Annotated in this window: 17 protein-coding genes; 11 read left to right on the forward strand and 6 right to left on the reverse strand. The window is 64.9% G+C overall.

The window, feature by feature from the left end:
• Window positions 1–109: 109 nt before the first annotated feature.
• The 3 genes from LU671_RS28090 to LU671_RS28100 are packed head-to-tail and all read left to right on the forward strand — an operon-like array spanning window position 110 to window position 2,605.
• Entirely contained in the window at window positions 110–1,387 is a 1,278-nt protein-coding gene (locus tag LU671_RS28090; protein WP_232857714.1) for a flavohemoglobin expression-modulating QEGLA motif protein, read from the forward strand.
• Window positions 1,359–2,282 (forward strand): alpha/beta hydrolase, encoded by a 924-nt coding sequence (locus LU671_RS28095; protein WP_232857715.1) that lies wholly within the window; start codon window positions 1,359–1,361, stop codon window positions 2,280–2,282. The genes LU671_RS28090 and LU671_RS28095 overlap by 29 nt, the downstream gene beginning before the upstream one ends.
• Window positions 2,279–2,605, forward strand: a complete 327-nt coding sequence (locus LU671_RS28100; RefSeq protein WP_186659985.1) for a hypothetical protein — start codon at window positions 2,279–2,281, stop codon at window positions 2,603–2,605. The genes LU671_RS28095 and LU671_RS28100 overlap by 4 nt, the downstream gene beginning before the upstream one ends.
• 28 nt (window positions 2,606–2,633) lie before the next feature.
• Here the strand turns inward: LU671_RS28100 and LU671_RS28105 are convergent, their stop codons facing one another.
• The 5 genes from LU671_RS28105 to LU671_RS28125 form a co-directional block, all read right to left on the reverse strand.
• Window positions 2,634–2,951, reverse strand: a complete 318-nt coding sequence (locus tag LU671_RS28105) for a type II toxin-antitoxin system RelE family toxin (RefSeq protein WP_232857716.1) — start codon at window positions 2,949–2,951, stop codon at window positions 2,634–2,636.
• Entirely contained in the window at window positions 2,905–3,189 is a 285-nt protein-coding gene (locus LU671_RS28110) for a type II toxin-antitoxin system Phd/YefM family antitoxin (RefSeq protein WP_232857717.1), read from the reverse strand. Before LU671_RS28110 ends, LU671_RS28105 begins: the two co-directional genes overlap by 47 nt.
• A 140-nt stretch (window positions 3,190–3,329) precedes the next feature.
• Entirely contained in the window at window positions 3,330–4,118 is a 789-nt protein-coding gene (locus LU671_RS28115) for an OmpA family protein (protein WP_232857718.1), read from the reverse strand.
• 49 nt (window positions 4,119–4,167) lie between these two features.
• On the reverse strand, window positions 4,168–4,581 hold the full coding sequence (locus LU671_RS28120) for a DUF4398 domain-containing protein (protein ID WP_028691568.1): 414 nt from the start codon (window positions 4,579–4,581) through the stop codon (window positions 4,168–4,170).
• A gap of 255 nt (window positions 4,582–4,836) precedes the next feature.
• Window positions 4,837–5,181, reverse strand: a complete 345-nt coding sequence (locus LU671_RS28125) for a hypothetical protein (protein ID WP_050704382.1) — start codon at window positions 5,179–5,181, stop codon at window positions 4,837–4,839.
• Between the two features lie 144 nt (window positions 5,182–5,325).
• Between LU671_RS28125 and ppc the strand changes: the two genes are divergently transcribed.
• The 7 genes from ppc (at window position 5,326) to LU671_RS28160 (ending at window position 12,473) form a co-directional block, all read left to right on the forward strand.
• Entirely contained in the window at window positions 5,326–7,953 is a 2,628-nt protein-coding gene (ppc, locus tag LU671_RS28130; protein ID WP_232857719.1) for a phosphoenolpyruvate carboxylase, read from the forward strand.
• 258 nt (window positions 7,954–8,211) lie between these two features.
• Window positions 8,212–8,862, forward strand: coding sequence for an adenylate kinase (adk, locus tag LU671_RS28135; protein WP_028691565.1), 651 nt, complete (start codon window positions 8,212–8,214; stop codon window positions 8,860–8,862).
• 91 nt (window positions 8,863–8,953) lie between these two features.
• The gene (tsaB, locus tag LU671_RS28140; RefSeq protein WP_232857720.1) at window positions 8,954–9,628 is read left to right on the forward strand and encodes a tRNA (adenosine(37)-N6)-threonylcarbamoyltransferase complex dimerization subunit type 1 TsaB; all 675 of its coding nucleotides are present in this window, start codon (window positions 8,954–8,956) and stop codon (window positions 9,626–9,628) included.
• Between the two features lie 132 nt (window positions 9,629–9,760).
• Entirely contained in the window at window positions 9,761–10,051 is a 291-nt protein-coding gene (locus LU671_RS28145) for a hypothetical protein (protein ID WP_203651067.1), read from the forward strand.
• 3 nt (window positions 10,052–10,054) lie between these two features.
• A complete protein-coding gene (locus tag LU671_RS28150; protein WP_232857721.1) occupies window positions 10,055–10,924 on the forward strand; it encodes a DUF72 domain-containing protein in 870 nt (289 codons plus the stop codon).
• A 22-nt stretch (window positions 10,925–10,946) separates the two neighbouring features.
• Window positions 10,947–11,777, forward strand: a complete 831-nt coding sequence (locus tag LU671_RS28155) for an isocitrate lyase/PEP mutase family protein (protein ID WP_232857722.1) — start codon at window positions 10,947–10,949, stop codon at window positions 11,775–11,777.
• A gap of 15 nt (window positions 11,778–11,792) precedes the next feature.
• Entirely contained in the window at window positions 11,793–12,473 is a 681-nt protein-coding gene (locus LU671_RS28160; RefSeq protein WP_442800073.1) for an extensin-like domain-containing protein, read from the forward strand.
• A gap of 2 nt (window positions 12,474–12,475) precedes the next feature.
• On the opposite strand, the gene LU671_RS28165 is transcribed toward LU671_RS28160, so the two are convergent.
• Entirely contained in the window at window positions 12,476–13,096 is a 621-nt protein-coding gene (locus LU671_RS28165; RefSeq protein ID WP_203651072.1) for an energy transducer TonB, read from the reverse strand.
• Between the two features lie 96 nt (window positions 13,097–13,192).
• Here LU671_RS28165 and LU671_RS28170 point away from each other — a divergent pair, with 96 nt between their 5' ends.
• Window positions 13,193–13,975 carry a class I SAM-dependent methyltransferase gene (locus LU671_RS28170; protein ID WP_232857724.1) on the forward strand — a complete coding sequence of 261 codons (783 nt, stop codon included), beginning with the start codon at window positions 13,193–13,195 and terminating at the stop codon, window positions 13,973–13,975.
• Window positions 13,976–14,415: the final 440 nt, after the last annotated feature.

Raw genomic sequence — 14,415 nt, forward strand, 5'->3', positions numbered from 1 at the left:
TTCGCGGGTAAACCCGCTCTGCGCAGCTTTGCCGACGGTGCTGAACCTGTGGGAGCGGTTTTACCCGCGAAAAGGTCTGGCACGTATCTGAACCGTTAAGGAGTCCCGCGTGGACGAGTACCAGCAGACCATACGCACGTTGTCCGACCGCATCGTCGCCACCCAGACCCCGATCCGCGTGCTTGACGCAGTGAAATGGGACGACGGTATCCGCCAGGGCTTCCTCAAGGCCAAGGGCAAGGAGCCTCCGGCGGTGGACCGTGCCTACTACCAGAGCCGCCCGCTGTCGTTCGACTCCAGCGCGGTGAAGGCCGAATTCCAGAGCATCGAGCGCGACATCACCCGGCAGTTGGGCCAGTTCAACCCGGTCGGGCAGATCATGCGGCGCATGTGCAAGGAATACCGCATGGTGGTGCGCATGCTCGAGGCACGCGGCACCGAGGACTTCGGGTTGATTTCCCAGGAGCTCTACGGCGCCGCCTCCGACGCCTTCCACGCCGGTGATCCGACCCTGGCCGACCTGGGCCTGATGCTCTCGGATTACCTGAACAACATCGACGGTCGCGGCGACCTGAAGGACGAACCGAAGAACCTCACGGCCAAGGAAGCGGTGGCGATCCTTCAGCGTCGCCTGAACAAGGTGTTCGGCGAAGCCGAGGAGACCATCCGCGTGTTCGAGTCCGACGGCATCGTCGCTGACGCCGCGGCCGGCGCCGACTACATCAAGGTGCGCGCCGACGCGATGTTCAACAGCCGCGACGTGCGCGCCCTGGAAGTGCATGAAGGCCTGGTGCACGTCGGCACCACCCTCAACGGCCTGAACCAGCCGATCTGCACCTTCCTGGCCAAGGGCCCGCCCTCGTCGACGGTGACCCAGGAGGGCTTGGCCATCCTCATGGAGGTGATCGCCTTCGCCTCCTACCCCAGCCGCCTGCGCAAGCTCACCAACCGCACCCGTGCCATCCACATGGTGGAGGAGGGCGCCGACTTCCTGCAGGTCTTCGAGTTTTTCCGTGGCCAGGGCTTCGAGATGGGGCAGAGCTACAGCAATGCCAGCCGGGTGTTCCGTGGTTCGGTGCCCAATGGCCTGCCATTCACCAAGGACTTGTCCTACCTCAAGGGCTTCATCATGGTTTACAACTACATTCAGTTGGCCGTGAAGAAGGGCAAGCTCGAGCAGATCCCGTTGCTGTTCTGCGGCAAGACCACCCTGGAAGACATGCGCACGCTGCGCCAGCTGGTCGAGGAAGGGCTGGTCGAACCGCCCAAGTACCTGCCCGAGCAGTTCCGCGACCTCAACGCGCTGTCGGCCTGGATGTGCTTCTCCAACTTCCTCAATCACCTGAGCCTGGACCGTATTGAAGCCGACTACGCGAACATTCTCTGACGCCTGCCGTCACCTCGCCTTCGGCCTCGGGTTGCTGCTGTTGAGCGGCTGCAGCAGCCTGCTGTTCTACCCTGAGCCCGGCCAGCCGTTCACCCCGGAAATGGCCCACCTGCAGTACCAGGACCTGACCCTCAACGCCGCCGACGGCACGCGTCTGCATGGCTGGTGGCTGCCTGTGCCGCAGGGTGTCGAGGTCAAGGGCACGGTGCTGCACCTGCATGGCAATGGCGGCAACCTGGCCTGGCACCTGGGCGGCAGCTACTGGTTGCCGAAAGAGGGCTACCAGGTGCTGATGATCGACTATCGCGGCTATGGGCTGTCCCAGGGCAAGCCGACATTGCCTGACGTGTATGGCGACATCGGCGCGGCGCTGGACTGGCTCGGCAAGGCGCCCCAAGCCAAGGGCAGGCCGCTGGTGCTGCTGGGCCAGAGCCTCGGCGGGGCCATGGCCATCCACTACCTGGCCCAGCACCCTGAGCAGCGCCGACGCTTCAGCGCCCTGGTGTTCGATGGCGTGCCGGCCAGCTACCGGGCGGTGGGGCGTTATGCCCTGAGCACTTCGTGGATGACCTGGCCACTGCAAGTGCCGCTGTCGTGGCTGGTGCCGGACGGCGACAGTGCGATCAACTCGATCGCCCGCCTGGACAGCCCGCCGAAGCTGTTCTTCCACAGCATCGACGACAACCTCGTGCCGTTGGACAACGGACTGCGCCTGTACCGCCAGGCGCCGCCGCCCCGGGTGCTGCAGCTTACCCGGGGCGACCATGTGCAGACTTTCGCCGACCCGACCTGGCGCCAGGTGATGCTGCGCTTCCTGGAAGACCCTACCCATTTCAACGGCCTGCGCCGCCTGGCCGAAGTACCCAACTACCCTGACGAGAAGAACAAGCAATGAGTGAAGAACGCAACGCCATCCCGCTGATCCTGACCGGCGTCGGCAGCATCATCGTGACGGTGGGAGCCCTCTGGTACTACGGCTACCTGCATTTCGCCAAGCCCGAGGATGCGCTGTTGCTGCAGGATTTCACCATGCTCAAGACCATTCCGGGCGAAGACTACAAGCTCTCGCTGACGCCGGCGCCACAGGTGGCGCAGTGCATCGATGGTGTGCTGGTGCTGTTCGACACCGAGCAGAAGGGTCTGACCGGCGTGCTGGTGGACAACCGCAAGCGCGCGGTGCGTTGCATGGGGCAGGAGACGCCGCAGCAGGTGCAGTGAATGATGGGGCTGCTGCAATGCGGCCCGATCAGTTCAATCGCGCGCTGGCGACTGAATAGACATCGCATCGTTCACGTTTGCCGATCGCGATGACAAGCACTACCACGCGATGATCAATCACCTGGTAGACCAAGCGGTAGCCGGCTGATCTCAATTTGATCTTGTAGCAATCAGCCATGTTATTGAGCCGGTCTTTTTCAACTCTGGGTTGAGCCAGTCGGGCCTTGAGTTTCTTGGCAAGCTGCAGGCGCAGTGTGGGTTCGAGCTTGCGATACTCCTTGTGCGCTCGTGAATCAAACTCAAGGTTGTAGCTTGCTGTCGCGCTCTGCGTCGGCGATGAGCTCATCGATATCCACCTTCACGGTAGGCCCGCCAAGTCGCTGGCGTACCAGCTCGGCCAGTTGGATATCGTCAATCAGATCCATCATCGCCTCGTAGCGCTCTGGTGGTACTGCGTAGAAGGCGGGCTCGTTCCGATTGAGGATCACCACGGTTTCACCGTGCGCTTGGCGAATGGTGCCCATTGGGTCTTTCTTAAGGTCGGTGATGGATGCTGCCAGATCGGCGAGGACAGGGTAGGTCATAGTTGTATCAACCCATTTGTCGAGAAGGACGGTTGCCTCAGTTTAGTGCTTTTAAAGGTGTCTTCAAAGGTGCTTTTGACGGAAGGTCAAGCATGAAAAAACCCGCCATCAGGCGGGTTTTTTCATTCAGACAGCAGCCCTCATTGGACTTGGCTCACCGCCCGCGGTGCCACCGGCTGGTTGTCGTTGGAGATGGTCACCTCCACCCGACGGTTCTGCGCGCGGCCCGAGTTGCTGCCGTTGTCGGCCACCGGGTACTCCTTGCCATAACCCTGGGCGACGATGCGCGCGGGATCCACGCCGGCACGTACCAGTGCCATACGCACGGCGGCGGCGCGGCGCTCGGACAGGGTCTGGTTGTAGTTGGCCGAGCCGACGCTGTCGGTGTAGCCCTCGACGATCACCTTGCGCTCAGGGTTCTCCTGGAGGAACTGGGCCAGCTTGGTGACGTTGGGGTAGGCGCTGCTCTTGAGCACGGCCTTGTTGAAGTCGAACAGCACGTCACCGAAGGTCACCAGGGTGCCACGGTCAGTCTGCTTGGCGTTCAGGCTGTCCTGCAGCTTCTTGATCTGCGCGTCGCGGGCGTCCAGCTTGGCCTGGGCGCGCTGGGCGGCGGCGTTCTTGAGCTCGGCCTCGGCGCCGCGCAGGGCGATGGTCTGCTTGGCCACTTCGACACGCTGGTTGGTCAGGTAGGCGAGCTGGTCGACTTTCTTCGAGTCCTCGCGCTCCATGTAGGCCTTGTCGGCCTTGTTCAACCAGTCCTGGGCGTCCTTGGTCTCGAGTGCGGCCACCTTGCTCGATTGCGGGTCGCTCTGCAGGGCCGAGAAGTTGGTGCGGGCCGACTCCAGGTTGGCGTTCGGGTCGTGGGAGCAGGCGGCGAGGCCCACGCTCAGGGCCAGCAGGGCGGGAATCATGACGTAGTTGCGCATAGTGTTCATCCTTTGATCGTTAACGAAGGCTCATGAGGCTGGGCAGGGCTCATTCGGCGCTGCGCAGGCCTTCCTCGCGTACATCGTTGATACCCTGGCGGGCATCCTGCACGGCCTTCTGGGCCTTGGCCGCCTGGGCCTTGCGCTCGGCGACGCGGGCGTCCCACTCAGCTTGTTCGGCCAGCAGCTTGGCCTGGTCGTACTGCTTGTCGTGCATGGCGATCTCGGCCTTCTTGAACTTGTCCTGGGCAGCCTTCATTTCCACTGCGGCGAACTCGGTGCCACCGGCACTGACCGCCGAGTTGACCGCCGATTGGGTCACGGCGTATTGCTCGGTCGGCGGTTTGCCCGCGCAGCCGGCCAGCACCAGGCTGCTGCCCAGGGCCAGCGCGGCCAGCTTGAGCCCGCGCAGGTGAGTGGAGGAAGGTTGTGCGATGCGGGTCTTCATGGTGGTCAACTCCATTGGGTCACTCCTGTTAAACGACGATGCCACGCCGTGGCTATCGCTGTTCCCCTGTGGCCAGCGTCGGGCGCAAAGGCCCGTGTTTACAGGGTTTTGCCGTGATGGCTATTGGCTGTGACCGAGGCGTTTTTTGAATAGTTCAGAAAAATTTGCACGCTAAAGGTATTTTTTTCTGACTAATCAGTCAGCGGAATTTCCATGGAACTTCCGCTGTGGATGACGGTATGCCGGGTCTTGCCCGGCACCCGGAAAGGCTCAGTGCGACTGCTCTTCCCGCACCCGGCCAAGGGCCTGCAGGTGGCGCCGGGAGAGGGCCAGGAAGCGCGGCGTCGGGCCGATGTCCTCGTACAGCGGGTCGCCTTCCTCGTCGGTGGCGATCACCTGCTGGCCCTTGATGTAGGGGAAGCTGGCCTCCAGTTCCTCGAGCGCCGCCGCCACCAGTTCGCCCAGCAGTTCCTCTGGGCTGCGCTTGGGGTACATGTCGATCAGCGCGGCCAGGCGCGCTTCGGCTTCCATGTCCAGGTGCAGGACATGGCCGGTGGGGCTCAGGCGGCCGGCGGCGTTCTGTTCCCAGTGCTGGGCGAGTTGGCGAATTTTCATGATGACCTCTGTCAAAGCCTGGTAATGGCATTGCTTCGGATGTCCTGTGTTCACTTTAGTTGCTCTGGCCGTTTCTGGCTTGCCAGGCGCAGGCGCGAGTGGGCACTCTTGGGCGCATGCGGTTTCCTGGAGTGGAGAAGGCTGATGAGTGATATCGATCTGCGCTTGCGCGAGGATGTGCACCTTTTGGGAGAACTGCTGGGCGAGACCATCCGCCAGCAGCATGGCGAGGCGTTCCTGCAGAAGATCGAGGACATCCGCCACAGCGCCAAGGCCGACCGGCGCGGGCAGGGCGAGCGACTGAGCTCGACCCTGGGTGACCTGGCCGAGGAGGACCTGCTGCCGGTGGCGCGGGCGTTCAACCAGTTTCTCAACCTGGCCAACATCGCCGAGCAGTACCAGCTGATTCGGCGTCGCGACGCCGACCAGCCCGAGCCCTTCGAAGCGCGGGTGCTGCCGGAACTGCTGGCGCGGCTGAAGGCGGCGGGCCACGGCAACGATGAGCTGGCCCGGCAACTGGCCAGGCTGAACATCGAGCTGGTGCTTACCGCCCATCCCACCGAGGTGGCCCGCCGCACCCTGATACAGAAGTACGACGCCATCGCCGCGCAACTGGCCGCGCAGGACCACCGCGACCTCGTTCCCGGCGAGCGCCAACAGGTGCGCGAACGCTTGCGCCGCCTGATTGCCGAAGCGTGGCACACCGAGGAGATCCGTCGCACCCGGCCGACTCCGGTGGATGAAGCCAAGTGGGGCTTCGCGGTCATCGAGCATTCGTTGTGGCAGGCGATCCCCAACCACTTGCGCAAGGTCGACGCGGCCTTGTTCGAGGCCACTGGGCTGCGCCTGCCGCTGGAGTCGGCGCCAGTGCGCTTCGCCTCCTGGATGGGCGGTGACCGCGACGGCAACCCCAATGTCACGGCGGCGGTCACCCGCGAAGTCCTGCTGCTGGCGCGCTGGATGGCCGCCGACCTGTTCCTGCGCGATATCGATGGCCTGGCCGCCGAGCTGTCCATGCAGCAGGCCAGCGCCGCCCTGAAAGACAAGGTCGGCGACAGCGCCGAGCCTTATCGCGCCCTGCTCAAGCAGCTGCGCGACCGCCTGCGTGCCACCCGCGCCTGGGCCCATGCCTCGCTGACGAGCACGCAGCCGGCCAGCGCCGCGGTGCTGGTGGACAATCGCGAGCTGATCGCGCCGCTGGAGCTGGCCTACCAGTCGCTGCATGAATGCGGCATGGGTGTGATCGCCGACGGCCCGTTGCTTGACTGCCTGCGTCGGGCGGTGACCTTCGGCCTGTTCCTGGTGCGTCTGGACGTGCGTCAGGATGCCGCCCGTCACCGTGACGCGCTGTCGGAAATCACCGACTACCTCGGCCTCGGTCGCTATGCCGAGTGGGACGAGGAGCGACGCATCACGTTCCTTCAGGCTGAGCTGAAAAACCGTCGCCCGCTGTTGCCGGCGCACTTCCAGCCCCAGGCCGAGACGGCCGAGGTGCTCGCCACCTGCCGCGAGATCGCCGCCGCGCCTGCGGCGTCGCTGGGGTCGTACGTGATCTCCATGGCCGGCGCGGCCTCCGATGTGCTGGCGGTGCAGTTGCTGCTGAAGGAGGCCGGGCTGACCCGGTCGATGCGCGTGGTGCCGCTGTTCGAGACCCTGGCTGACCTGGACAACGCGGGCCCGGTGATGGAGCGCCTGCTCGGTTTGCCGGGTTATCGCGCAGGCCTGCAGGGGCCACAGGAGGTGATGATCGGCTATTCCGACTCGGCCAAGGACGCCGGCACCACCGCGGCGGCCTGGGCCCAGTATCGCGCCCAGGAGAACCTGGTGCGCATCTGTCGCGAGCATCAGGTCGAGCTGCTGCTGTTCCATGGCCGGGGCGGCACGGTCGGGCGCGGTGGCGGACCGGCCCACGCGGCGATCCTGTCGCAGCCGCCGGGCTCGGTGGGCGGACGTTTCCGCACCACCGAGCAGGGCGAGATGATCCGCTTCAAGTTCGGCTTGCCTGGCATTGCCGAGCAGAACCTCAACCTCTACCTGGCCGCCGTGCTGGAGGCGACCCTGCTGCCGCCGCCACCGCCGGAGCCGGCCTGGCGCGCATTGATGGACCAGCTGGCCGCCGATGGCGTCAAGGCCTACCGCGGCGTGGTGCGCGAGAACCCGGACTTCGTCGAGTACTTCCGCCAGTCCACCCCCGAGCAGGAGCTCGGCCGTCTGCCGCTGGGCAGCCGGCCGGCCAAGCGCCGCGCCGGGGGCATCGAGAGCCTGCGGGCGATCCCGTGGATCTTCGGCTGGACCCAGACAAGGCTGATGCTGCCGGCCTGGCTGGGCTGGGAAACGGCGCTGAACAATGCCCTGGCACGCGGGCAGGGGGCGCTGCTGGCGCAGATGCGCGAGCAATGGCCGTTCTTCCGCACCCGCATCGACATGCTGGAGATGGTCCTGGCCAAGGCCGATGCACAAATCGCCGAGGCCTACGACGAACGTCTGGTGCAACCCGAACTGCTGCCGTTGGGCGCGCACCTGCGCGACCTATTGTCGCAGTCGTGCCAGGTGGTACTGGGCCTGACCGGGCAGCCGGTGCTACTGGCGCACAGCCCGGAAACCCTGGAATTCATCCGTCTGCGCAACACCTACCTGGACCCGCTGCACCGCCTGCAGGCCGAGTTGCTGGCACGCTCGCGCAGCCGTGAAGCCGCTCTGGACAGCCCGTTGGAGCAGGCCTTGCTGGTGACCGTGGCGGGGATCGCGGCAGGTTTGCGCAACACCGGCTGAGGTTGTTCGAGGCCGGTCGTGGTCATTAGCCGGGCTGGCCTCGACCCAACCCCCGATGGCCGGTTGCGCCGGGCGCAACCAGTGCCCCGGCCAGCGGCGGGCGGCCCGTTCCTGGCACTTTTGGACGCTTGTCGGGGGGGCGGGCGCTGTGTATCTTGAGCAGCCTTTTGACCGATTTTACGGTCTCGTCCGATTTTCCGGAGTTGGCCTTGTGCGCCGAATCCGTTGATTTGCAAAGAAAAATATGAGGAGCACAAGATGCGCGTAATTCTGCTGGGAGCTCCCGGGGCCGGTAAAGGTACTCAGGCAAAGTTCATCACCGAGAAGTTCGGTATTCCGCAGATCTCCACCGGTGACATGCTGCGTGCCGCCGTCAAGGCCGGCACCCCGCTGGGCCTGGAGCTGAAAAAGGTCATGGATGCCGGCCAGCTGGTCTCCGACGAGCTGATCATCAGCCTGGTCAAGGAGCGCATCGCTCAACCGGACTGCGCCAACGGCTGCCTGTTCGACGGCTTCCCGCGTACCATCCCGCAAGCTGAAGCCATGGTCGCTGCCGGTGTCGACATCGACGCCGTGGTCGAGATCGCCGTGGACGACGAAGAGATCGTCGGCCGCATGGCCGGTCGCCGCGTGCACCTGGCCTCGGGTCGCACCTACCACATCCAGTACAACCCGCCGAAGGTGGAAGGCAAGGATGACGTTACCGGCGAAGACCTGATCCAGCGCGACGACGACAAGGAAGAAACCGTGCGTCACCGCCTGTCGGTCTACCACAGCCAGACCAAGCCGCTGGTGGACTTCTACCAGAAGCTGTCGGCGGCCAACGCCGGCAAGCCGAAGTACAGCCACATCGAAGGTGTCGGCTCGGTCGAGTCGATCACCGCCAAGGTACTGGCAGCCCTGAGCTGATCCGTCGACCTTGTCCGACAACGGCCCGCTTGCGGGCCGTTGTCGTTTATACTGCCGCTCTTTTTCCCCTGTTGCCTGGATACCTCGTTCGATGACCACCTTGCTGGCCCTGGATACCGCCACCGAAGCCTGTTCCGTCGCCCTGCTGCACGACGGCAAGGTGACCAGCCACTACGAGGTGGCCCCACGCCTGCACGCGCAGAAGCTGTTGCCGATGATCAAGCAGCTGCTGGCCGACTCGGGTGTGGCGCTGAGCGCGCTGGACGCCATCGCCTTCGGTCGCGGCCCGGGCGCCTTCACCGGCGTGCGTATCGCCATCGGCGTGGTCCAGGGTCTGGCTTTTGCCCTCGAGCGTCCGGTGCTGCCGGTATCCAACCTGGCGGCCCTGGCCCAGGGCGCGCTGCGCGAGCGAGGCGTGCAGCAGGTGGCCGCGGCCATCGATGCGCGCATGGACGAGGTGTACTGGGGTTGCTACCGCGCCGAGCAGGGTGAGATGCGCCTGCTCGACCAGGAAATGGTGCTGCCGCCCGAGCGGGTAACGCTACCGCAAGGTCTGGATGGCGAGTGGTTCGGCGCCGGTACCGGCTGGGGCTACGCCGAGCGCCTGGCGGTGCAGGTCGCGGCGAGCGACGCCGTTGCCTTGCCCAGCGCCCTGGACATCCTTGCCCTGGCCGGCTTCGCCTGGGCCCGGGGCGAGGCGGTCGCCGCCGAGCAGGCGCAACCGGTCTATCTGCGCGATAATGTGGCTACGCCCAAGGCGCGTTGAATGCAGTTCGTCGGCTATCGCCGTTCACGATAAAACCTTTTGTGTGTTCTGTGGTCCAGTTATCAGTTCGGGCATTAGCGAAGGATTCCTGATGCTGCTAAATTGCCATCATTGGTCCTGAGTGCTCCTGTCATGCGTATCGACGGCTTCTCCTCACAGAGCTACCCCATCAAGCGTACGCCTCGCAAGGCGCCAGCGCGTGACGAAGCCATCGACGAAGCCGATGCCGAGATCATCGAGGACATCGACGCACAGGTCAGCCGTGCCAGCCGTCGCGGCGAGAACCTGCCGGCCCGCCAGCAGGACCTGATCTACCCCCGCGCCCGCGACCGGCGTACCTCCACGGCCCTGGCCAGCTACCTGACCACTGCCGGCTTCACCGACTGGGAGATGGAAGTACTGGGGCTGGACCTGTACATTTGATGGATGACGCCATCACCCCGCCCTTATTTCCTCGGTTGCCCGTCCTGGGCTGAAAACGCCTGGCGCGAGTACCTGTACCCCGCCGACGCTCGCACCAGCGAATTCCTCGGGCTGTACAGCCAGGTATTCAACGCCGTCGAAGGCAACACCACGTTCTATGCCCGTCCCGCGCCAGCGACGGTCGAGCGTTGGGCGCAGATCATGCCGGCGGGGTTTCGCTTCACCGCCAAGTTTCCCGGGGATGTCAGCCACGCGGGCGACCTGCGCGAACAGCTCGACTCGGCGCTGGACTTCACCCGACTGATGGCCCCCTTGGGCGAGCGCGTGTCGCCTTACTGGCTGCAATTGCCGGCGATGTTCGGCCCGGCGCGCCTGGGCGAGCTTGCGTACTTCCTCGATGAGATCGGCGTGCCGGTGGCGGTGGAGGTGCGCAACGACGCATTCTTCGCCCGTGGCGAGGAGGAGCGCCAGCTCAACCGGCTGTTGCATGAGCGTAGTGTCGAACGCATCTGCCTGGATCCGCGTGCGCTGTTCAGCTGCGCTTCGCGCGAGCCCGCCGTGCTTCATGCCCAAGCCAAGAAGCCCAAGGTACCGCCGCGCCCGGCAGCCTTTACCCAACACCCGCAGGTGCGCTTCATCGGCCATCCCGAGCTCGAGGCCAATGAGCGCTTTCTCACGCCCTGGGTGGACAAGGTCGCCGCCTGGATTGAGGAGGGGCGCCGCCCCTACGTATTCCTGCACACCTCGGACAACCGCCTGGCTGCGGCACTGGCGCAGCGTTTTCACCAGCGCCTGATGACCCTGTTGCCAGGCTTGGCGGCGCTGCCTGAATTGCCGCGCGCCCCTGAGGTCGAACAACTGGGATTACTGTGATCTGACTGTCGGAGGTTGAACCATGGATGTGCAAACCCTGCGAGCCGAAGCCTTCAAGGCACTGCATGAGCGTGATGGCGCGTTCGTCATTCCCAACCCGTGGGATGGCGGCTCCGCACGGTTGCTGGCCAGCCTGGGTTTCGAAGCGCTGGCCACCACCAGTGCCGGGTTGGCGTTCAGCCTCGGACGGCCGGATGCCGAAGGCGCGCTGACGCTCGAGGAGACCCTCGACAATGCCCGCGCCATCGTCGATGCCACGCCGTTGCCGGTGGCGGCGGACCTGGAAAACGGCTTCGGCGATCTGCCGGAAGACTGCGCGCAGACCATCCTGCGCGCTGCCGAGGCGGGGCTGGTGGGTGGTTCGATCGAGGATGCCAGCGGTCGCAACGATGCGCCGATCTACGATTTCGAACACTCCGTGGCACGGGTGCGTGCCGCCGTTACGGCCGCCCGCAGCCTGGCCTTCCCCTTCACCCTCTGTGCCCGCGCCGAGAACCTGCTGCACGGGCGCCTCGACCTGGACGACACCATCCGCCGGTTGCAGGCCTATGCCGAGGCCGGAGCGGATGTGCTGTACGCGCCCGGTCTGCGCAGAGTCGATGAGATCCGCGCGGTGGTGCAGGCCGTGGCCCCCAGGCCTGTGAATGTGTTGATGGGCATGGCAGGCGTGCCCTTGAGTGTGAACCAGTTGCAGGACCTGGGGGTGAAGCGCATCAGTGTCGGCTCCTCGCTGGCGCGGGCGGCGTTGGGCGCTTTCCAGCGGGCTGCGCTGGAGATCCGCGAGCTGGGCACCTTCGGCTATGGCGAGCAGGCCCTGCCTTTCGCCCAGCTCAACGATCTGTTCCGTCGCTGAGGTCGCATGCGCAGAATGTTCACCCTGCTGGGCGGCCTGTTGCTGGTTGTGCTGCTCGCCTGGTTGTCGGGCTGGCGTCTACCGGATGCCTGGAACCCCTGGGCTGCCCTGGATGTGCGGCATCCTCCGAATCTGCTGACGCCCTACAAGCTGTCGCGCCTGCGCGACGATCCCGAGCTATGCCGCCAGGCGTTGCAGACCACCCCGCTGCGGTATCGACCGCAGAGTGACAGCCCGCCGCAGGCCGCTTGCCCGTTGCGCAACGTCTGGCGTGTGGAGGGAGGACAGGCGCGCTTGAGCAGCAGTTTCCTCGCCAGTTGTCCGCTGGCGGTGGCCTATGCGCTGTTCGAAGTGCATGGATTGCAGCCGGCGGCGCAGCGGGTGTTCGGTCAGCCGGTGGTCCAGGTCGATCATCTGGGCAGTTTCGCCTGCCGCAATGTCTACCACCGCAAGCAAGGCCGGCTCAGCCAGCATGCCACGGCCAATGCGCTGGATATCAGCGGTTTTCGCCTGAAGGATGGCCAGCGCATCGTACTGGCTCAGGACTGGCGGGGAGAGGGCCCCAAGGCTGACTTCCTGCGGCAAGTTCAGGCGGCGGCCTGCGAGAGCTTCAGCACGGCTTTGGGGCCGAACTACAACGCCGCGCACCACAACCACTTTCACCTGGACATGGGTTTCTGGCAGATCTGCCGTTGAACTCAGGCGTGTACGCGCACGTTGTTCAGCACCACCGGGCGCGCCCAGTGGATATCGAACTCCAGGTCGTTCTGTTGCTTGGCCAGCGTCTGCTCGTCGAAGGGTTCGGGCGCAGGGTCGAGCAGGTTGGTCTCGAACTCGGCGATCGGCAGGAACAGCGGCCGTGGCGATGGGCCGGGGCCGGGCTCGGCGGTGGGGTGGCCCTGGCTCATGACCACAGGGCGCAGCCAGCTGTTGCTGATATCGAGCTGGCGCTGTTGCTCGATCAGTTCGACGGTGTCGAAGGGTTCGGGGGCGGGCGGCAGCAGCTTGGCTTCCAGTTCTGCCTTGGGCAGGAACAGCGGCTCAGGCGGAGCCACTTCGGTGTCGTGAACAGGCAGGGTGCGCTGGGCATCGATCAGGGCCAGGGCGCGGGCGCCGCCGACCGGTTCGCCGCTGTCCTGGTCGCACTGCATCAGCGCCTGGCTGAAGGTGTCGACTTCGCCTTGCGATTGCTCTGCCATGGCCTGGGCGAAGAAATCCTGCCACAGGTGGCTGACGCCACCCAGTGCCTGGGTATTCTGTCGACCGTAGTTGCCGACAGGCGACAAGTAGGTCAAGCCGATGGGAAGAGTGTCTGACATGGCAGTCGCGGACGTTGAGCTCTGGCAGAATAGCGGGATATTGCCTGTATCGGCTCTGGCCGGGGTTTCATTAATTTATTTCGAGTGCGGGAACGGATGGTAGATCAGCAGCAGGGCGCAGGTATCAGGGTCGAGGCACTGGCCCCGCAGTTCCAGGCACAGGCCGAGGCATGGGCCGAGCGGCTGGGCTTGCCGTTGGTCGATGAAACCGCGGAATTCGCCGTGCAGCTGGGGGACGAGGGGCTGCAGATCCAGCAGCTCGGGCCGCAGGCGCCGGGGCCGGTGCGGGTGGATTTCGTCGAGGGGCAGGCGGCGCACCGGCGGTTGTACGGGGGTGGCAATGGGCAGATGATCGCCAAGGCCGTGGGCATCGCCCAGGGCGTGCGGCCGCAGGTGCTCGATGCCACGGCGGGGCTGGGCAAGGATGCGTTTGTGCTGGCCAGCCTGGGTTGCCAGATGACCCTGATCGAGCGTCAGCCGTTGATCGCTGCGCTGCTGGAGGATGGTCTGGCGCGGGCGCGTGGGGACGAGGAGATCGGACCGATCGTTGCGCGCATGCGGTTGCTGACGGGCAATGCCATCGAGCGGATGCGGGCTTGGGAGGGGGAGGCGCCGCAGGTGATCTACCTGGATCCGATGTTTCCGCATCGGGACAAGAGTGCGTTGGTGAAGAAGGAAATGCGGGTGTTCAGGCCTTTGGTCGGCGATGACCTGGATGCACCGGCGTTGCTCGAGGCGGCTTTGGCGCTTGCCACGCATCGGGTGGTGGTCAAGCGGCCGCGCAAGGCGCCTGTTATCGAGGGGGCCAAGCCGAGTCATAGTCTGGAGGGGAAGTCGAGTCGGTACGATATATATCCCAAGAAGGCTCTGAAGGCTTGATTGTTAGTTGGTTTTTGGTGGTGTTTGTTTTTGACGTTGTAGACGCATTCATTTGCGATGTCGACGCATAGTCACCTTTCCGCCCTTACGGCGGGTAACTTTTTGAAGGATCAAAAAGTCACCAAAAAATCCTCGCTCCATTCATCCGGCCCTGCGCTTCGCTCCGGGTTCCCTCACTCCGGCCTTGCTCCCGGGAGGACCGCGCTGCAGGGCCCATCCTGGGCCCCAGCGCTTGACGGGCATCCATGCCCGTCACCTCCCTCCGCAAGACCTGCGTTCGGCCTCCTGAAGTCGCGAAGTTACGAGCGGCGCCTAGACTGACGCAGCTGTCGCTAGTTGGAAATTAATTGATCTCTCGACTGTATCGCGGGGCAAGCCCGCTCCCACGCAATAGTCGCCGTTATATAAATCCCTGTAGGAGCGGGCTTGCCCCGCGAAAG

This window comes from Pseudomonas sp. NMI760_13, assembly GCF_021283245.1.
Classification (GTDB): Bacteria; Pseudomonadota; Gammaproteobacteria; order Pseudomonadales; family Pseudomonadaceae; genus Aquipseudomonas; species Aquipseudomonas peradeniyensis.